This window comes from Bradyrhizobium manausense (genome assembly GCF_018129685.1).
Classification (GTDB): Bacteria; Pseudomonadota; Alphaproteobacteria; order Rhizobiales; family Xanthobacteraceae; genus Bradyrhizobium; species Bradyrhizobium manausense_D.
Map to the genome: position 1 here is coordinate 154,807 of NZ_JAFCLG010000011.1, position 17,910 is coordinate 172,716.

Annotated in this window: 15 protein-coding genes; 10 read left to right on the forward strand and 5 right to left on the reverse strand. The window is 64.7% G+C overall.

The window, feature by feature from the left end; translation table 11 throughout:
• Positions 1–28 precede the first annotated feature (28 nt).
• Complete coding sequence (locus JQ621_RS24260; protein ID WP_212237355.1) at positions 29–454, forward strand: DUF1330 domain-containing protein; 426 nt, start codon at positions 29–31, stop codon at positions 452–454.
• Between the two features lie 128 nt (positions 455–582).
• Here the strand turns inward: JQ621_RS24260 and JQ621_RS24265 are convergent, their stop codons facing one another.
• The 3 genes from JQ621_RS24265 to JQ621_RS24275 all read right to left on the reverse strand — a co-directional run bounded on the left by JQ621_RS24265 (position 583) and on the right by JQ621_RS24275 (position 3,861).
• Positions 583–1,809, reverse strand: a complete 1,227-nt coding sequence (locus JQ621_RS24265) for an ABC transporter substrate-binding protein (RefSeq protein WP_212237357.1) — start codon at positions 1,807–1,809, stop codon at positions 583–585.
• A 238-nt stretch (positions 1,810–2,047) separates the two neighbouring features.
• On the reverse strand, positions 2,048–3,289 hold the full coding sequence (locus tag JQ621_RS24270; RefSeq protein WP_212237359.1) for an ABC transporter substrate-binding protein: 1,242 nt from the start codon (positions 3,287–3,289) through the stop codon (positions 2,048–2,050).
• 173 nt (positions 3,290–3,462) lie between these two features.
• Positions 3,463–3,861: a DUF1304 domain-containing protein gene (locus tag JQ621_RS24275; protein WP_212237367.1), complete on the reverse strand. Its 399-nt coding sequence runs from the start codon at positions 3,859–3,861 to the stop codon at positions 3,463–3,465.
• 48 nt (positions 3,862–3,909) lie between these two features.
• Here JQ621_RS24275 and JQ621_RS24280 point away from each other — a divergent pair, with 48 nt between their 5' ends.
• Positions 3,910–4,440 carry a methylated-DNA--[protein]-cysteine S-methyltransferase gene (locus JQ621_RS24280; protein ID WP_212237369.1) on the forward strand — a complete coding sequence of 177 codons (531 nt, stop codon included), beginning with the start codon at positions 3,910–3,912 and terminating at the stop codon, positions 4,438–4,440.
• A gap of 160 nt (positions 4,441–4,600) precedes the next feature.
• Here the strand turns inward: JQ621_RS24280 and JQ621_RS24285 are convergent, their stop codons facing one another.
• A complete protein-coding gene (locus JQ621_RS24285; protein WP_212237371.1) occupies positions 4,601–7,390 on the reverse strand; it encodes a [protein-PII] uridylyltransferase in 2,790 nt (929 codons plus the stop codon).
• 188 nt (positions 7,391–7,578) lie between these two features.
• Between JQ621_RS24285 and JQ621_RS24290 the strand changes: the two genes are divergently transcribed.
• The 5 genes from JQ621_RS24290 to JQ621_RS24310 all read left to right on the forward strand — a co-directional run bounded on the left by JQ621_RS24290 (position 7,579) and on the right by JQ621_RS24310 (position 11,946).
• Positions 7,579–8,550, forward strand: coding sequence for an aliphatic sulfonate ABC transporter substrate-binding protein (locus tag JQ621_RS24290; protein ID WP_212237373.1), 972 nt, complete (start codon positions 7,579–7,581; stop codon positions 8,548–8,550).
• A 215-nt stretch (positions 8,551–8,765) separates the two neighbouring features.
• Positions 8,766–9,611, forward strand: coding sequence for an ABC transporter permease (locus JQ621_RS24295; protein ID WP_212237375.1), 846 nt, complete (start codon positions 8,766–8,768; stop codon positions 9,609–9,611).
• Between the two features lie 4 nt (positions 9,612–9,615).
• Positions 9,616–10,401, forward strand: coding sequence for an ABC transporter ATP-binding protein (locus tag JQ621_RS24300; RefSeq protein WP_212237377.1), 786 nt, complete (start codon positions 9,616–9,618; stop codon positions 10,399–10,401).
• A gap of 54 nt (positions 10,402–10,455) precedes the next feature.
• Positions 10,456–10,965 (forward strand): OsmC family protein, encoded by a 510-nt coding sequence (locus JQ621_RS24305; protein ID WP_212237379.1) that lies wholly within the window; start codon positions 10,456–10,458, stop codon positions 10,963–10,965.
• Between the two features lie 174 nt (positions 10,966–11,139).
• Positions 11,140–11,946: a hypothetical protein gene (locus JQ621_RS24310; protein WP_212237381.1), complete on the forward strand. Its 807-nt coding sequence runs from the start codon at positions 11,140–11,142 to the stop codon at positions 11,944–11,946.
• Between the two features lie 23 nt (positions 11,947–11,969).
• Here JQ621_RS24310 and mutS read toward each other — a convergent pair whose 3' ends face one another.
• A complete protein-coding gene (gene mutS / locus JQ621_RS24315; RefSeq protein WP_212237383.1) occupies positions 11,970–14,708 on the reverse strand; it encodes a DNA mismatch repair protein MutS in 2,739 nt (912 codons plus the stop codon).
• Between the two features lie 219 nt (positions 14,709–14,927).
• Here mutS and pcaF point away from each other — a divergent pair, with 219 nt between their 5' ends.
• The 3 genes from pcaF to pcaG all read left to right on the forward strand — a co-directional run bounded on the left by pcaF (position 14,928) and on the right by pcaG (position 17,702).
• Positions 14,928–16,136 carry a 3-oxoadipyl-CoA thiolase gene (gene pcaF / locus JQ621_RS24320; RefSeq protein WP_212237385.1) on the forward strand — a complete coding sequence of 403 codons (1,209 nt, stop codon included), beginning with the start codon at positions 14,928–14,930 and terminating at the stop codon, positions 16,134–16,136.
• A gap of 260 nt (positions 16,137–16,396) precedes the next feature.
• Positions 16,397–17,098 (forward strand): protocatechuate 3,4-dioxygenase subunit beta, encoded by a 702-nt coding sequence (pcaH, locus tag JQ621_RS24325; RefSeq protein WP_212237387.1) that lies wholly within the window; start codon positions 16,397–16,399, stop codon positions 17,096–17,098.
• A 1-nt stretch (position 17,099) separates the two neighbouring features.
• Complete coding sequence (gene pcaG / locus JQ621_RS24330; RefSeq protein WP_212237389.1) at positions 17,100–17,702, forward strand: protocatechuate 3,4-dioxygenase subunit alpha; 603 nt, start codon at positions 17,100–17,102, stop codon at positions 17,700–17,702.
• Positions 17,703–17,910: the final 208 nt, after the last annotated feature.

Genomic DNA, 17,910 nt, shown 5'->3' on the forward strand with positions numbered 1-17,910 from the left:
TCTTGGGGCATAACAAGAGGGAACACCTATGGGCCACATCGATCCGACCAAGGATGTCTTCGCGCAATTCCGGGAGAACGACCGCCCGGGCCCGATCCACATGCTCAACCTGGTACGGCTGCGCAAGGACGCGGCCTATCCAGACGGCCGCAAGGCCAGCGGCGCGGAAGCCTACGCGGCCTATGGTCGTGAGAGCGGCCCGGTGTTTACGCGCCTCGGCGGCCGCATCGTCTGGCAAGGCAAATTCGAGCTGATGCTGATTGGCCCGCAAGAGGAACACTGGGATCATTGCTTCATCGCCGAATATCCGAGCGTCGCCGCCTTCGTCGAGATGATCCGCGATCCCGTCTATCGGGAGGCAGTGAAACACCGCCAGGCCGCGGTAGAGGATTCACGCCTGATCCGGCACGCGGTGCTGCCGGTGGGGAAGAATTTTGGAGAGATACCGACCTGAGTGCTGCTCTCTTCATCGTCATGGCCGGGCTTGACCCGGCCATCCACGCCTTACTTCTCAGCCCCAAGAACGTGGATGCCCGGGACAAGCCCGGGCATGACGTCGTTGCCGCAGTTTGTATCTGAGAACTAGCCCGCTGGACCGGCGTCCTCCAGGATCGGGCCGAACAGCTCCCAGCGCTCGCCGTTGAACTTCATCATCTGAAGCTGCTTGTTGACGCGGTAGTCGGTCGGCGACGTATTGGCCTTGATGCCGGGCAGCGCGGTGTCCCAGGCGAAGTCCTTCAGCGAAGTGGCCTGCTTCATGACGTTCTCGCGGGTGAGATCGTCACCGCACTGCTTCAGCACATAGGCCAGCAACTGCGCCGTGGCGTAGCCATAGGTGTTGAAGTTCGAATCCTTGTCGCCATCGGGATAGTACTTCGCCATGAAGTCGAAATACCGCTTCAGGCCGGCGTCGTCCTTCCAGGTCGGATCAAGCGGCTCCTTGCCGTAGTTGACGCTGATCAGTCCCTTGGCGGCCTCGAAGCCTGCCGGCTTCAGCACCGCGCCGACCGAGGTGGCGTTGATGTCGACGATCTGGACCGGATGCCAGTCCATCTCGGCGATCTTCTTGATCGCCTGCGCGGCCTGCTTCGGCGTGGTCGCGCTGAAGAACAGGTCGGCACCGGCGTCCTTGATCTTGAGGATCTGCGAATCGACGGTGGGATCGGAGACCTCGTAGGAGGCTTCGGTCACGATCATCTTGGCGGCCTTGTCGCCGAGGCCGGCCTTGAGGCCGTTCAGATAATCCTTGCCGAGGTCGTCGTTCTGATAGAGCACGCCGATCTTGGCGTTCGGATGCTCCTTCAGAATGTACTGGCCGTAGATGCGGCCTTCGACGAAGTAGTTCGGATTGAACCCCATGGTCCACGGGAAGTTCTTCGGATCGGTGAACCGCGAAGCGCCGGTGGCCGCGAACAGCTGCGGCACCTTCTTGGAATTGAGGTATTTCTGCACGGCCGCGTTCACGGGCGTGCCGATGATCTGGAATGTCAGGAGGACCTCGTCGCTCTCGACCAGCTTGCGGATCTGCTCCACGGCTTTCGGCGGCGAATAGGCGTCGTCATACTGGATCAGGTTGATCTTGCGACCGTTGATGCCGCCCTGGTCGTTGATCATCTTGAAATAGGCGGCCTGGGTCTTGCCGATCGACGAATAGGCCGACGCCGGTCCCGAGAACGGCATGGTTTGTCCGATCTTGATCTCGGTGTCGCTGGCGCCCGGATCATATTTCTTCTGGGCATTGGCCGCCGAGACCGACAGCGCCAGGGTCAGCGCCGTTGCCGCGGCCAGATGCAGAATTCCGTTCCTCATTCGCAATTTCCTCAGTCTGTTTATATGCGGGTGATCTGTCCGGCACGCTCGTGCGCACCGGACGTCACCGCTGCGGCCGATAGTGGAGGAGGCGTTGCTGCAACGCAAGGTGGGCATTCGTAGTAGGGTGGGTCAGCCTTGCGGGCTGCGCGAAGCGCAGTCCGCTGGGCCTAACCCACCGCCTCTATTTCCGCGGATTCCAAAGAGGTGGATTATGCTGACGTTAGCCCACCCTCGTTTAACCCGCCGGACCGGAATCCTCGATGATCGGTCCGAACAGCTCCCAGCGTTCGCCGTTGAACTTCATCATCTGCATCTGCTTGTTGACGCGGTAGTCGTTTGGCCCGGTGTTGATCTTGATGCCGGGCAGCGCGAAGCTAGGCGTGAAGTCCTTGATATTTGCGACCTGCTTCATGACGTTTTCGCGCGTCAGGTCGTCGCCGCATTGCTTCAGCACCTGTACCAGCAGTTCCGCCACCGAATAGGCGTAAGTGTTGACGGTGTTGAGCTTGTCGCCTTCAGGGAAATACTTGTCCATGAAGGCGAAGAAGGCCTTCACGCCTGGATCGTCCTTCCACTGGGGATCGCCCGGCTCCTTGCCGTATTGCGTCGAGATGATGCCCTTGGAGATGTCGAGGCCGGCCGGCTTCAGCGTCGCCGAGATCGGGCTCGCATTGATGTCGAGGATGTGCACCGGCGTCCAGCCGAGGTCGGCGAGCTTCTTGATCGCCTGCGCCGCGAATTTCGGCGTGGAGGCGTCATAGAACAGGTCGACGCCCATCGACTTCAGCTTCACCACCTGCGAGTCCACCGTGGGATCGGTGACTTCGTAGGAGACTTCGCCGACAATCATGCTGGCGGCCTTGTCGCCGAGCCCGCTCTTGAGACCGGCGAGATAGTCGCGGCCCATGTCGTCGTTCTGGTAGAGCACGCCGATCTTGGCGTTTGGATGCTCCTTGAGAATATATTTCGCGTAGATCCGTCCCTCGGACACGTAGTTGGGATTATAGGCGATGGTCCAGGGATAGTTCTGCGGATCGTTGAAGCGCGCGGCGCCGGTCGAGGCGAGCAGCTGCGGGATCTTCTTGCCGTTGAGATATTTTTGCACGGCGGCGTTCGCCGCGGTGCCGATGATCTGGAAGGTGAACAGCACTTCGTCGCCTTCGACGAGCTTGCGCACCTGCTCGACGGTCTTCGGCGGCGAATAGGCATCGTCATACTGGATCAGATTGATCTTGCGGCCGTTGATGCCGCCCTGATCGTTGATCATCTTGAAGTAGGCGGCCTGGGTCTTGCCGATATTGGCGTAGACGGAGTAGGGGCCGGAGAACGGCACGGTCTGGCCGATCTTGATCTCGGTGTCGCTCGCACCGGTGTCGTATTTTTTCTGGGCCAAGGCCTCACTTACGAAGGCTTGGTTGGCGGAGAACGCGAAGGCGAGCGCCGCCGTGGCAGCAATGAAGGCTCTGCGAGTGCTCATGTTGGGTTGTTCCTCCTGACGGAATTTTCCGGCCGATGGTCTTTTCCCGTTCGTTGCAACGGTCGCCATCGCTGCCGAAGAGTGTGGAGGAAGGGCAGGCCGCGCGCAAGGATCGCGGCGCCGCGCGGTCGTGTCTCAGGCTAGGCCAAGAGTCTTAGGTCAGGACAAGAGTCTTAAGCCAGGAACAGTGCAACCAGCGCGATCGCGGCCGGCAGCGCCTGCACGATCAGGATGCGCGTGCTCACGGTCGCCGCGCCATAGGCGCCGGCCACGATCACGCAGAGCAGGAAGAACACCTTGACCTGGAATGCGAAGGCGGGGTTGCCGTGCACCAGACCCCAGATCAGGCCGGCGGCGAGAAAGCCGTTATAGAGGCCCTGATTGGCGGCCAGCACCTTCGTGATCGCGGCCTTCTCAGGCGTGTTGCGGAATGTCTTCAAACCAAGCGGCTTGTCCCAGAGAAACATCTCCAGGATCAGGAAGTAGGCGTGCAGCGCGGCGACCAGCGCCACCAGGACATTTGCGATCCAGATCAACTTGAGCTCCCCCAGCTTTCGGGTGGACGATAGCATGGGGCGCGTGGCAACTGCGATGGTGTGTTTTGATGCAATGGTGTCGCAATGGCTGCTCGATCAACCGGGACTCCCGAACGCTTCGGCCTCGATCGCCTCTCGACGCCGATCGGGATCGCATTGCTGGTGACCGATGCCGACGGCGCATTGCGCGCGCTCGACTGGGACGACTACGAGCACCGCATGCGCGAACTGCTGCGCCTGCATCATGGTGCAGTCGAACTGGTTGACCGGCCCGCGCCGGCAGCGATGAAGACAGCGCTGTCGGCCTATTTCGAGGGCGACCTCGGCCAGCTCGCGCGAATCGAATGGCGCATCGCCGGCACGCCGTTCCAGCAAAAAGTCTGGGGAGCGCTGGCGAAAATCCCCGCCGGCACCACGATGAGCTATGGCGCGTTGGCCGCGAAGATCGAGATGCCCAAGGCCATCAGAGCCGTCGGCCATGCCAACGGCTCCAACCCGATCAGCGTGGTGTTGCCGTGCCATCGGCTGATCGGTGCGGATGGCTCGCTGGTGAAATATGGCGGCGGCCTTGCGCGCAAACGCTGGCTACTGCGGCACGAGGGCGTGGAGGTTTGAAAGGCGTGGCGTGCGCGAACCCGCTCCATCGTCATTCCGGGCGCCGCGCCGCGGCGAGCCCGGAATCCATATCCACCAGCCGGGGTTATGGATTCCGGGCCTGGCCCTTCGGGCTATCCCCGAATGACGAGTGGAGAGAGGCGCGTGCGAGCAACTCGCTTCACGCCGCCGGCTGAACCGCCTTGTCGCCGGCCATCACATGGGTCAGCGCGCTCTTGATTGCGGCCTGGCGGGTCGGGGCGTTGATTTGTGCGCCCAGAAGGTCGGTCACGTAGAACACGTCGCGGGCGCGCTCGCCGAAGGTCGCGACATGGGCCGAGGCGATGTTGAGGTTGAGCTTGGAGATCGCGGTGGTCAGCTCATAGAGCAGGCCGGGGCGGTCGAGGCCGGAGACCTCGATCACCGTGTAGCGGTCGGACCATTGGTTGTTGATGGTCACTTCCGGCTCGATCACGAACGGCCGCGCCTTGCTGCGCACGGTGCGCCGCGCCACCACCTCGGGCAGGCGCAGCTTGCCCTCCAGCACGTCCTCGATCATCTCGCCGATCCGGGTGGCGCGACGGCCTTCATCCTCGTCGCGATCGTACTCGCGCGAGATCGAGATGGTGTCGAGCGCGCGGCCATCGGTCGTCGTGTAGATCTGCGCGTCCACGATGTTGGCGCCGGCCGAGGCGCAGGCACCCGCGATGATCGACAGCAGCCAGGGATGGTCGGCGGCGAAGATCGTGAGCTCGGTGACGCCGCGGACCTCGTCGAAGCCGACATTGATCGCGAGCTTGTGGCCGGCCTGCTCGCTGGAGCGAACGAAGCGCGCGTGACGAATTTTTCGCGGCAGCTCGACCTTGAGCCAGTAGGCCGGATAATGCCGGGCGATATAGGCATCGAGCTCGTCCGCCGGCCATTCGGCGAAGGCGTGCCGGAATTCGGCGTAGGCGGCCGTGAGGCGCTTGCCGCGGTCGACCTCGGAGAAGCCGCCGGTCAGCACCGGTTCCGTCTCGTAGTACAGCGAGCGTAGCAGCTGCGCCTTCCAGCCGTTCCACACGCCGGGGCCGACGCCGCGAATGTCGGCGGTGGTCAGGATGGTCAAGAGCTTCATCTGCTCGACCGATTGTACGACGGCGGCAAAGTTTTCGATGGTCTTGCGGTCGGAGAGATCGCGCGACTGCGCGACCGTGGACATCGTGAGATGCTCCTCGATCAGCCAGGCCACCAGCTCGGTATCGGCAGCACTGAAGCCGAGCCGCGGGCACAGCCGCCGCGCCACCTTGGCGCCGGCGATCGAATGATCCTCGGGCCGCCCCTTGGCGATGTCGTGTAGCAGCGTCGTGATGTAGATCACCGCGCGGTGCTCGGGGCGAATCTTGCGCATCAGATCGCTGGCGAGCGCGAATTCCTCGATGCCGCCGCGCTCGATGTCCTGGAGGAATCCGACGCAGCGGATCAGGTGCTCGTCGACCGTGTAGTGATGATACATGTTGAACTGCATCATCGAGACGATCTTGCCGAAGGCGCGGATGAAATGACCGAGCACGCCGGTCTCGTTCATCCGCCGCAGCACGATCTCGGCGTTGTCCGAGGTCAGGATCTCCATGAAGAGACGGTTGGCCTCGGGATTCTCGCGCATCTGCGCGTTGATCAGGCCAAGCGAGCGCGTCACGTCGCGCATCGCGTCCGGGTGGAAAGCGAGGTTGTTCTTCTGCGCCAGGCGGAAGATGCGGATCAGATTGACCGGATCGTGCTTGAAGATGTCGGGTGCGGCGACGTTGATGCGGTTGTTGTCGACGATGAAATCGTCGCTATCGGGCACGCGCCGCTTCACCGGCGTTGGGCGCAGCCGCGCCATCATCCGGCTCAGCACGGGCGCGGGCTTGGCCTGCTGGTCCTCGAGCTTGGCGCAGAGGATGGCGGTGAGGTTGCCGACTTCCTTAGCGACCAGGAAGTAGTGCTTCATGAAGCGCTCGACGTCCTGCATGCCGGGATGCGAAGTGTAGCCGAGCCTGACAGCGATCTCGCGCTGGAGATCGAAGGACAGGCGTTCTTCCGGTCGTCCCGAGTAGAAGTGCAGGTTGCAGCGCACGGACCAGAGAAAGTCGGCGCAGCGGCGGAACGTGCGATATTCCTGCGCGTCGAACACGCCGCGTTCGACCAGCTCGTCGGTGTCGCGGACGCGGTAGACGTATTTGGCGATCCAGAACAGCGTGTGCAGGTCGCGCAGCGCCCCCTTGCCGTCCTTGACGTTGGGCTCGACCAGATAGCGCGATTGGCCGCCGCGGCGGTGACGTTCCTCGCGCTCGGCGAGTTTTGCGGTGACGAATTCGGAGGCGGTGCCTTGCACCACTTCCTTGTCGAAGCGGTCGACCAGCTCGTCATAGAGCGGCTGGTCGCCGGTCAGGAAGCGCGTCTCCAGAATCGCGGTGCGGATGGTCATGTCGCCGCGCGCCTGGCGGATCGATTCATCGACCGAGCGCGTGGCGTGACCGACCTTCAGCCCCATGTCCCAGAGACAATAGAGGATGGCCTCGGCCACCTGCTCGCCCCAGGCGGTCTGCTTGTAGGGCAGAATGAACAGCAGATCGATGTCGGACTCGGGCGCCATCAAACCGCGACCATAGCCGCCGGTCGCAACCACCGCCATGCGCTCCGCGCCGCTCGGGATCGGCGAACGATAGAGGTGCCGGGTCGCGGCCGAATAGAGGATGCGAATGATCTCGTCCTGCACGTGGCACAGCCGCTCGGCGCAGCGACGGCCGTGGCGGTCCTTCAGCAGGATCGCCTGTGCCGCGGCGCGCGCGGTCATCAGCTCGGCCTTGAGCAGTTGCGCGGTCGCTGTGCGGAACACGTCCTCGCGGCCCTGATGCTTTTCGGCAAGGGCATCAACCGCCGCGGTGATCCGCGCGGTGTCGAAGCGATCATCGGCCTGCGGCCTATGCTCAGTCGTCACGCTATCCATGTCTCACCGGATATAAGAGGCGGCAGGCGCTGTCATCAGCCATTCTCCGGCAATAGTCGTTCCATGCTTGAAAAGGCCGGCATCGAGCAAGATTGTTCTCACGCTGCCCGCTTCCAGGGGTGGGATTTTCTCGTTGACCTCTAGAGATAACTCATTGAAAAACAATGAAATTTTAGAGGAGGCTGGGCATGACCAAGATAACGCGACGCATTCTGCTGGCGGGAGCCATCGCGCTCGCCGTGACCCAAGCGGCCAAGGCCGCTGATCCGCTCAAGGAAATCCGCATCGACTGGGCGACCTACAATCCGGTGTCGCTGGTGCTGAAGCAGAAAGGGCTCCTGGAAAAAGAGTTCGCCAAGGACGGCATCACCATCACCTGGGTGCAGTCGGCCGGCTCCAACAAGGCGCTCGAATTCCTCAATGCCGGTTCGATCGATTTCGGCTCGACCGCGGGCTCGGCGGCGCTGGTTGCCCGCATCAATGGCAACCCGATCAAGTCGATCTACGTGTACTCGCGTCCCGAATGGACGGCGCTGGTGACGGGTAAGGATTCCAAGATCGCAAGCGTTGCCGACCTCAAGGGCAAGCGCGTCGCGGTCACGCGAGGTACCGATCCGCACATCTTCCTGGTGCGCGCGCTGCTCGGCGCCGGCCTCACCGAAAAGGACATCACGCCTGTTCTGCTCCAGCACGCCGACGGCAAGACCGCGCTGATCCGCGGTGACGTCGACGCCTGGGCCGGTCTCGATCCGATGATGGCGCAGGCCGAGATCGAGGAGGGCGCAAAACTGTTCTACCGCAAGGCGGACGCCAACACCTGGGGCATCCTCAATGTGCGCGAGCAGTTCCTGAAGGACTATCCGGACGCCGCCCGTCGCGTTCTCGCGGTGTACGAGGAAGCGCGCAAATATTCGTTGGCGAATTACGATGATCTCAAGAAGACCTTCATCGCTGTAACCAGGCTTCCCGAGGCCGTCGTCGACAAGCAGCTCAAGGAGCGCACCGAGCTCACCCACAGCCGCATCGGCGCGCCGCAGCGCGAGTCGATCCTCGCTGCAGGCCTTGCGTTGCAACAGGCCGGCGTCGTCGATGCCAAGGTCGACGTTAAGGCGACGCTGGATGCGCTGATCGACGATCAGGTCCCGCTGCCGACGAATTGACGCTGGGTGGGAAGAAGCAGCTGTCGCAACAATAACGGTGTCGTCCCGGCGAAGGCCGGGACCCATACTCCGTGCAGATTATTTGGCGATGACTCGGAGCGGCCTGCTAGCGCGGCAACTCACCCTCGTGGTTATGGGCCCGGCCTTCGCCGGGACGACGGCGGAGATTGCCGCCCGCCCTTGCATTCCCTAACAAGACGCGCTTCCTACCGGCCATGATCTCCGACGTGCCAGTCCTGCAACAATCATCGGAACCGGCCGAAGGCGTCGCCGCGCCCTCGCGGTTGTCCCGCTATGCGCGGCCGATGCTAGGACTGCTGTTGCCACTGATCCTCGCACTCGGCTGGGAGCTGGTGGTCTGGTCAGGCTGGTCCAATGGCCGGCTGGTGCCGCCGCCCTCGCGGGTCTTCGCCACCATCGCTGATCTCGCCGGTTCCGGCGAGCTGCTCCGCCACATCGCCGCGACGATGTGGCGGGTCGGTCTCGGCTTCGCCTTCGGTGTCATCGCTGGCACGCTGCTTGGCGCCATCTCCGGCTATTGGTCGCTGGCACGGCGGCTGCTCGATCCGACCGTGCAGGCGCTCCGTGCGATCCCGTCGCTCGCCTGGGTGCCACTGTTCATCCTCTGGCTCGGCATCTTCGAAACCTCCAAGATCGTGCTGATCGCGGTCGGCGTGTTCTTTCCTGTCTATCTCGGCGTGATGGGTGCGATCCTCTCCGTCGATCGCAAGATCTTCGAGGTGGGTCGCGTGTTCCGCCTCTCTGGTCCGGCGATGATCCGCCGCATCCTGCTGCCCGCAGTGCTGCCGGCCTATGTCGTGTCCTTGCGCGTCGGTCTCGGGCTCGGCTGGATGTTCGTCGTCGCAGCCGAACTGATCGGCGCCTCCGAGGGCCTTGGCTATCTCCTGCTCGACGGTCAGCAGCTCGGCAAGCCCGCGCAGATCATGGCGGCGATCGTGATCTTCGCGATCCTCGGCAAGCTCACGGACTGGCTGATCGAACTTGCCGCGATGCCCTTCCTGCGCTGGCAGGACGCCTTTGGCCGGACGAAGGGAGCGTAACGCGATGTTGGCGCTCGATCGGGTCAGCAAGACCTATCCCAATGGGGTGCACGCGCTGGCGCGCTTCTCTGCCGAGATCAAGCAGGGCGAGATCGTCGCCATCATCGGAGGCTCAGGCTGTGGCAAATCCACGCTGCTCCGCGCCATCGCCGGCCTCGACCGCGCGAGCTCCGGTACCGTGACGCTCGACGGCGAAGCGATCACTTCACCGCATGCGAAGATCGGCATCATCTTCCAGGAGCCGCGGCTGCTGCCCTGGCTCAGCGTCGCCGACAATATAGGGTTTGGTCTCGCCGACCTGCTAGCGGCCGAACGCCGCGACAAGGTGGCGCGGGCGCTCACCCGCGTTGGGCTCGCCGACAAGGCGCAGGCCTGGCCGCGCGAGCTGTCCGGCGGGCAGGCGCAGCGTGTCGCGATTGCCCGCGCGCTGGTGCCGCAGCCCGAGGTGCTGCTGCTCGACGAGCCGTTCTCCGCGCTCGATGCCTTCACCCGCAGGGATCTCCAGGATCATCTGCTCGACCTCTGGGCCGACACGCGGCCGACCTTGATCCTCGTCACGCATGACGTCGACGAGGCCGTGGTACTGGCCGACCGCGTGCTCGTGATGCGGCCGCGGCCCGGCCGGCTGTTCGACCAGATCGAGATCAATCTGACCCGGCCGCGCGACCGCAATTCGCCGCTGTTCGAGAATTTCAAGCGAAGTGTGCTGACGTCACTCGACCGTTCGCTTGACCGCAGCGTGCCCGACCGTGACGCAACCCAGGGTCCCGGTCAGGCCATGTGGTGGTGACTTTTTCTCTCCGAGCCGGTACATCGAGAGGCAATTTTCCCGGGAGAGAACAAGATGGACGCCGCCCAACTGCGCCAGATGCAGGCCCCGATCAAGGAACGCTACAAGACCGATCCCAAGACCGCGATGATCACGCTGAAGGCCAAGGGGTCGACCGACGGCGAAGGCATCGCCTGCAAGGTCGAAACCGGCCGTGCCATCGCGCTTGCTGGCCTGCATCCGGCCACCGGCGGCTCCGGCCTCGAACTCTGTTCCGGCGACATGTTGCTGGAGGCGCTGGTCGCCTGCGCCGGCGTCACGCTGAAATCGGTCGCGACCGCGATCGAGGTGCCGCTGAAAACCGGCAATGTCTATGCCGAGGGCGACCTCGATTTCCGCGGCACGCTCGGCATCGACAAGGAGACCCCGGTGGGTTTCGCCGAGATCCGCCTGCGCTTCGAGGTCGACACGCCGGCGCCGCAGGACAAGCTCGATCTCCTGCTCAAGCTCACCGAGCGCTACTGCGTGGTCTATCAGACCATCAAGAACGGCCCGAAGGTATCGGTGTCGATGCAAAGGATGTGAGGCGACGAGCGCAGCCCAGCAATCGGCGTCGTCCTGGCGAAAGCCAGGACCCATTGCCCCGCCGCTGACTGTGTTGCGACACTGGGTACTGCGACCGTCCAACACAGCGAAGTCTGTGGTTATGGGTCCTGGATCAGAGCTCACTTCGTTCGCTTGTCCAGGACGACGAAAAAAATGTCCCTCGACCTCCACGTCATCCTCTTCCTCGTCCTGCGCATGGCGATCGCGGCGGCGTTCGTCGTGTCGGCTTCTGTTATCACCGAGCGCTCGGGGCCGGTGATCGGCGCGCTGGTCGCGACACTGCCGGTCTCGGCGGGGCCCTCCTATGTCTTCCTCGCCATCGACCACGACGCCGCGTTCATTGCGCAGGGCGCGCTGTCGAGCCTGCCGGTCAATGCGGCGACGATCTTCATGGGCCTCACCTATGTCGTGCTCGCGCAGCGGCACAGCTTTGCCGCCAGTGTCGGAAGCGCGGTCGGAGTGTGGCTCATGCTGGCGTCCATCATCCGCCTGTTCGATTGGACGCTCACCGCGGGACTCGTCGCGAATCTCGTCGCCTTCGGCATCTGTATTCCGCTGCTCGCAAAGTACCGCCACGCGAAGATGCCGCTGGTGACGCGCCGCTGGTACGACATCCCGTTCCGCGCCTCGCTGGTCGCGGCGCTGGTTGCGATCGTCGTTTCCACGTCGAGCTGGGTCGGTCCGCGCGTCTCCGGCGTGATCGCGCTCTATCCGATCGTTTTCACCAGCATGATGGTGATTCTGCATCCGCGCATCGGCGGTCCGCCGACTGCGGCGGTGCTCGCCAACTCCGCCTGGGGCCTGCTCGGCTTCGGCATGGCGATTGCGGTGCTGCAGGTCGGGGCTGCCGATTTCGGCTCCGCGATCGGGCTCGGCATGGCGCTCGCAACCTGCATCGCTTGGAATCTGACGCTGTGGTGGAACGGGCGGCGGAAGCGGCTGGTGGACGCGGCTTCGTAGGGTGTTTTAGCGAAGCGTAATCGTCACTGCTTCGGCAGCTTGGCCTTCAGCGCATATAGCGCATCGAGCGCCTCGCGCGGCGACATCTCGTCGGGATGCAAGGCCTTCACGGCGTCCATCAGCAGTTCGGCTTCGGTCGGCGGTGCGGCTTCCGCGGCTGCGCGCGAGGGGACGGCGAACAGCGGGAGGTCGTCGGCGAGCGCGCGGGCGGTCTGGCCGCGATCCTGGGCTTCCAGTTTCGCCAGCACCGATTTGGCGCGCGCGATCACGGCCGGCGGCAGGCCGGCGAGCTTTGCGACCTGGATGCCGTAGGAGCGGTCGGCCGAGCCCGGCAGCACCTCGTGCAGGAACACGACGTTGCCCTGCCATTCCTTCACCCGCACGGTCGCATTGAACATGCGCGGAAGCTTGGCCGAGAGCGCCGTCAGCTCATGATAGTGCGTCGCGAACAGCGTGCGGCAGCGGTTGCTCTCGTGCAGATGCTCGATCGCGGCCCAGGCGATCGAGAGGCCGTCGAAGGTGGCGGTGCCGCGGCCGATCTCGTCCAGGATCACCAGCGCACGCTCGCCGGCCTGGTTCAGGATCGCGGCCGTCTCGACCATCTCCACCATGAAGGTCGAGCGTCCCCGGGCGAGGTCGTCGGCCGCGCCGACGCGCGAGAACAGGCGGTCGATGATGCCGATCCGCGCGCGGCTCGCCGGAACGAAGCTGCCGATCTGCGCCAGCAGCGCAATCAGCGCGTTCTGGCGCAGGAAGGTCGATTTGCCCGCCATGTTGGGGCCGGTGAGCAGCCAGAGCTGGCCGGACTTCTGGCCAGGCGCCGGCGAGAGGTCGCAGGCATTGGCGATGAACGGCTCGCCATTGCGCTTCAGGGCCTGCTCGACCACGGGATGGCGGCCGGCCTCGATGGCAAAGCCGAGCGAACCGTCGACCTCAGGCCGCACGTAATTCTCGTCGACCGCGAGCCTGGCCAGCGACGTCGCGACATCGAGCAGTGCAAAGCCCTGCGCCGCGGCGCGCAAGTCGTCGCTGATCTCCAGCGCCCTGGCGCAGAGCCGCTCGAAGATCTCGAGCTCGAGCCCGAGCGCGCGATCGCCGGCATTGGCGATCTTGGCTTCGATCTCGCCGAGCTCCGACGTCGTGAAGCGCACCTGGCCCGCCAGCGTCTGGCGATGGATGAAGGTCGCATTCAACGGCGCCGACATCAGCTTGTCGCCGTGCTGCGCCGTCACCTCGACGAAATAGCCGAGCACGTTGTTGTGGCGGATCTTGAGGCCCTTGACCGAGGTCAGGTCGGCGTAGCGCGCCTGCATCGAGGCGACGACCAGGCGCGAGGCATCGCGCAGGTTTCGCGCCTCGTCGAGCGCCGGTTCATAGCCGGCACGAACGAAGCCGCCGTCGCGCTTGATCAGCGGCAGCTGCTCGTCGAGCGCGCGGGCGAATTCGGCGGCGAGCTCGCGCGACGGACGCTGCAGGGCCGCGATCACCGCCGCGATCTCCTGTGGCGGCTGGTCGAGTTCGGACAACCGCGCCAGCACCTGGTCGGCGGCGATGATGCCATCGCGCAGACCGGCCAGATCGCGCGGGCCGCCGCGGCCGACCGAGAGACGTGCCAGCGCGCGAGACATGTCCGGCGCGCCGCGCAGGATGCTGCGGATGTCCTCGCGCGTGGCCGAATCCGCGACGAAGGCGCTGACGGCATCGAGCCGGCGTGCGATCGCCGGCGCGTCGGTCAAGGGCGCGGCGAGCCGTTGTGCCAGCAGGCGCGAGCCCGCCGAGGTCACCGTGCAGTCGATGGCATCGAGCAGCGAGCCGCGGCGTTCGCCGGCAAGCGTCCGCGTCAGCTCCAGATTGGCGCGGGTGGCCGGATCAATAGCCATGGTCGCGCCCGGGGCCTCGCGTGCGGGCGGCGACAGTGGCGGATGCTTGCCGACCTGGGTGCGGTCGACATAGGTGACGGCGGCGGCGGCAGCTGTGGCTTCGAGCCGCGAGAGCTGCGCCAGACCGTCCATGGTCGCGACGGCAAAATAGTCGCAGAGCCGCTTCTCGGCGGTCGCGCCGTCGAAGACGTCGCGGGTCACCGGCGTCACGGCCGGCAGCTCGCGCAAGGTCTGTGCGAGTTCGTTATCGCCATAGAGCGCGTCGGTGACGATCGCTTCGTTCGGATTGATGCGCGCGAGCGTCGCGGCGAGTTCTCCGCCCGAAACCTCGGTGACCATGAATTCGGCGGTCGAGATGTCGATCCAGGCAAGCCCGAAGCGATCGCCGCCGGCCGATGAACGTGCTCGCGCGATCGCCAGCAGGTAATTGTTGGCGCGCGCATCGAGCAGCGTGTCCTCGGTCAGCGTGCCCGGCGTGACCAGCCGAACCACGCCGCGGCGCACGACGCTCTTGTTGCCGCGCGCTTTCGCCGCCGCTGGATCCTCGGTCTGCTCGCACACCGCGACCCGGTGGCCGGCGCCGATCAGGCGATGGAGATAATCCTCGGAGCGCTCCACCGGCACGCCGCACATCGGGATGTCGTTGCCCTGGTGCTTGCCGCGTTTGGTCAGGACGATGCCGAGTGTCCTGGAGGCGATCTCGGCATCTTCGAAGAACAGCTCGTAGAAATCGCCCATCCGGTAGAACAGCAGCAAGCCCTGATGCGCCGCCTTGATCTCCAGATACTGTTCCATCATCGGCGTGACGCGCGCGGCGGCTTCTGCTGCCGGTGCTGGCGCTTCGTCGGGAGGCGGTGCGGGGATCGGCTGTTGCATGGTCATGGGCGGCGCAACCTACAAAATTTCGCCTCCTGCTCCTATCGCTTTGGCCGGTTTTCCACCCCGTCATTCCGGGGCGCCCGAAGGGCGAGCCCCGGAATGACGGCGAGGGCGGAATGCTCAGCCTGCGAAACCGTCAATTGACCTGCCGCGGGCGCGCTCCTAAAACTCCGCCGACATTGAAGAATTTCCGCCGAACCGCGGCATTCAGGGAGAACCATGATGCGTGACGTCTTTATCTGCGATGCCGTGCGGACCCCGATTGGCCGTTTCGGCGGCTCGCTCGCCAAGGTGCGCGCCGACGACCTCGCCGCGGCCCCGATCAAGGCGCTGATGGCCAAGCACCCGAATTTGGACTGGGCGCAGGTGGACGAAGTCTTCTTCGGCTGCGCCAACCAGGCCGGCGAGGACAACCGCAACGTCGCGCGCATGGCGCTGCTGCTCGCGGGTCTGCCGGACTCGGTTCCCGGCCAGACCCTGAACCGGCTCTGCGCCTCCGGCCTCGATGCGGTCGGTGCGGCGGGGCGCGCCATCCGTTCCGGCGAGATCGAGCTTGCCATCGCCGGCGGTGTGGAATCCATGACCCGCGCGCCCTTCGTGATGGGCAAGGCGGCGGAAGCTTTCTCGCGCTCTGCCGAAATCTTCGACACCACGATCGGCTGGCGCTTCATCAATCCGCTGCTCAAGGCGCAGTACGGCGTCGATGCGATGCCGGAGACCGGCGAGAACGTCGCCGAGGAATTCCAGGTCTCGCGCGCCGACCAGGATGCCTTCGCCATCCGTTCCCAGCAGCGCGCGGGTGCGGCGATCGCATCAGGCTATTTCGCGGAAGAGATCACCCCGATCACCATTCCCGGCGGCAAGGCCGGCCCGATCACGATCGACAAGGACGAGCATCCGCGTCCCGAGACCACGCTGGAAGGCTTGGCAAAACTGAAGCCGATCGTGCGCAACCCCGGCACGGTGACCGCGGGCAATGCCTCGGGCGTCAACGACGGCGCGGCGGCGATGATCCTCGCATCGGAGGCCGCCGTGAAGAAGCATGGCCTCACGCCCCGCGCGCGCATCCTCGGGCTCGCCTCGGCGGGCGTGCCGCCGCGCATCATGGGCATCGGCCCGGTGCCGGCGACCCGCAAGCTGATGGAGCGGCTCGGCAAGAAGATCAGCGATTTCGACCTGATCGAGCTCAACGAAGCCTTCGCCTCGCAGGGCATTGCCTGCATGCGCCAGCTCGGCGTCGCCGACGACGCCGATTTCGTCAATCCGCATGGCGGCGCCATCGCGCTCGGCCATCCCCTCGGCATGAGCGGCGCCCGTCTCGCGCTCACCGCCGTGCACGGCATGGAGAAGCGCGGCGGCAAACTCGCGCTCGCCACCATGTGCGTCGGCGTCGGCCAGGGCGTCGCGGTTGCGATCGAGAAGGTGAACTGACTCTCCCTCCTTCTCCCGGCATTTGCACGGAGAGGTGGGCGGAGTCCCTACGCCACAAATTCGTCATGGCCGGGCTTGTCCCGGGCATTCACGTTCTTGGCGACGCCCGAAGGTCGTGGATGGCCGGGACAAGCCCGGCCATGACGGAAGCGAGGAGCCAGGGTCCCCGAAATCCGCTTCCCCCGATTAGTTATATCCTATAATGATCGGCGAAAGCGTTGACCGGCTGGACTGAAAACGGCCGGGGGAGGAACTCGCCAATGACATTCATCTATCCCACCGGCAGCAACAAGGCGCATCCGCTGCCGCTGTCGCCCGCGTACAAGAGCTCGATCAAGCGCGCGCCGAACAAGCCCTTGATCCCGATGCGTCACACGCTGTCGGAATTGACCGGCCCGGTCTACGGTCACGAGACCGTACGCGAGGGCGACAGCGACCTCACCACCCAGCACAAGGGCGAGCCGCTCGGCGAGCGCATCATCGTGCACGGCCATGTCCGTGACGAGGACGGCCGCGGCGTGCCGGACTCCCTGGTCGAGATCTGGCAGGCCAATGCCTGCGGCCGCTACGTCCATGTCCGCGACCAGCATCCGGCGCCGCTCGATCCCAACTTCACCGGCGCGGGCCGCACGTTAAGCGATGCATCAGGCTATTATCGCTTCGTCACCATCAAGCCCGGCGCCTATCCCTGGGGCAATCACCACAATGCCTGGCGCCCCGCCCACATCCATCTGTCGGTGTTCGGCCATTCCTTCGTCTCGCGTTTGGTGACGCAGATGTATTTCCCGGGAGATCCGCTGTTCCCGTTCGATCCGATCTTCAACTCGGTACCGGACGAGAAGGCGCGGATGCGCATGGTCTCGTCGTTCGACCTCGAGAATACCAAGCCCGAATGGGCGCTGTGCTACCGCTTCGACATCGTGCTGCGCGGCCAGAACGCCACCCCCATGGAGACCAAGTAACGTGCAGGATTCTGTGAAGCCCGATGGGATCACGCCGTCGCAGACCGTCGGCCCGTTCTTCAAATACGGCCTGACGCCAACAGGCGAATATTCCTGGAACGACGCGTTCACCAATTCGACGCTGACACCGGACGTGTCAGGCGACCGCGTCCGCATCGAGGGCCGGGTGCTCGATGGTGACGGCGCAGTCGTGCCTGATGCCATGCTGGAGATCTGGCAGGCGGATGCGCAGGGCCGCTACGCCGACCCGCAGGACAAGCGCGCGCTGCCGAACGCCAGTTTCCGCGGCTTCGCCCGCTGCGGCACCGATAAGGACGGCCATTATTCCTTCGACACCATCAAGCCGGGCGTCGTTCCCGATCCCGATGGCAAGCCGCAGGCGCCGCACGTCGTGCTGGCGGTGTTTGCGCGCGGCATGCTGCGGCATCTCTATACCCGCATCTATTTCAGCGACGAGGCCGGCAACGCCGCCGATCCCGTGCTGGCGCTGGTCCCTGCCGACCGCCGCGCCACGTTGACTGCGGTCCGTGAGGCCGGCAAGGCCGTCTACAAGCTCGACCTGCGCTTGCAGGGCGACAACGAGACGGTATTCTTCGACGTGTGAACCACCGAGTTCGCGACGTTCTTTTTGCAATGCCCGGGCCTTGCCCGGGCATTCGTGTTTCAAGCTTCGATTGTTGGTGGGCGAGTGCTCGCGTCGCGCCGCGCGACCTCAGTTGTCCTACGGAAGCACGGCCTGCTGAATTTCGATAGTCGCATTCAGGGTCCGTTGACGCCACTACGATATGAGTCGAGCGATTCATATTGCGAGC

What these genes read in the sequence shown, in the direction of transcription:
- JQ621_RS24275 (WP_212237367.1), bottom strand. Translation starts at nt 3,861, where the DNA reads ATGCTATCGTCCACCCGAAAGCTGGGGGAGCTCAAGTTGATCTGGATC.
- JQ621_RS24280 (WP_212237369.1), top strand. Translation starts at nt 3,910, where the DNA reads ATGGCTGCTCGATCAACCGGGACTCCCGAACGCTTCGGCCTCGATCGC.
- JQ621_RS24295 (WP_212237375.1), top strand. Translation starts at nt 8,766, where the DNA reads ATGATCTCCGACGTGCCAGTCCTGCAACAATCATCGGAACCGGCCGAA.
- JQ621_RS24300 (WP_212237377.1), top strand. Translation starts at nt 9,616, where the DNA reads ATGTTGGCGCTCGATCGGGTCAGCAAGACCTATCCCAATGGGGTGCAC.
- JQ621_RS24260 (WP_212237355.1), top strand. Translation starts at nt 29, where the DNA reads ATGGGCCACATCGATCCGACCAAGGATGTCTTCGCGCAATTCCGGGAG.
- JQ621_RS24310 (WP_212237381.1), top strand. Translation starts at nt 11,140, where the DNA reads ATGTCCCTCGACCTCCACGTCATCCTCTTCCTCGTCCTGCGCATGGCG.
- JQ621_RS24290 (WP_212237373.1), top strand. Translation starts at nt 7,579, where the DNA reads ATGACCAAGATAACGCGACGCATTCTGCTGGCGGGAGCCATCGCGCTC.
- JQ621_RS24285 (WP_212237371.1), bottom strand. Translation starts at nt 7,390, where the DNA reads ATGGATAGCGTGACGACTGAGCATAGGCCGCAGGCCGATGATCGCTTC.
- mutS (WP_212237383.1), bottom strand. Translation starts at nt 14,708, where the DNA reads ATGACCATGCAACAGCCGATCCCCGCACCGCCTCCCGACGAAGCGCCA.
- JQ621_RS24265 (WP_212237357.1), bottom strand. Translation starts at nt 1,809, where the DNA reads ATGAGGAACGGAATTCTGCATCTGGCCGCGGCAACGGCGCTGACCCTG.
- pcaF (WP_212237385.1), top strand. Translation starts at nt 14,928, where the DNA reads ATGCGTGACGTCTTTATCTGCGATGCCGTGCGGACCCCGATTGGCCGT.
- pcaH (WP_212237387.1), top strand. Translation starts at nt 16,397, where the DNA reads ATGACATTCATCTATCCCACCGGCAGCAACAAGGCGCATCCGCTGCCG.
- JQ621_RS24270 (WP_212237359.1), bottom strand. Translation starts at nt 3,289, where the DNA reads ATGAGCACTCGCAGAGCCTTCATTGCTGCCACGGCGGCGCTCGCCTTC.
- JQ621_RS24305 (WP_212237379.1), top strand. Translation starts at nt 10,456, where the DNA reads ATGGACGCCGCCCAACTGCGCCAGATGCAGGCCCCGATCAAGGAACGC.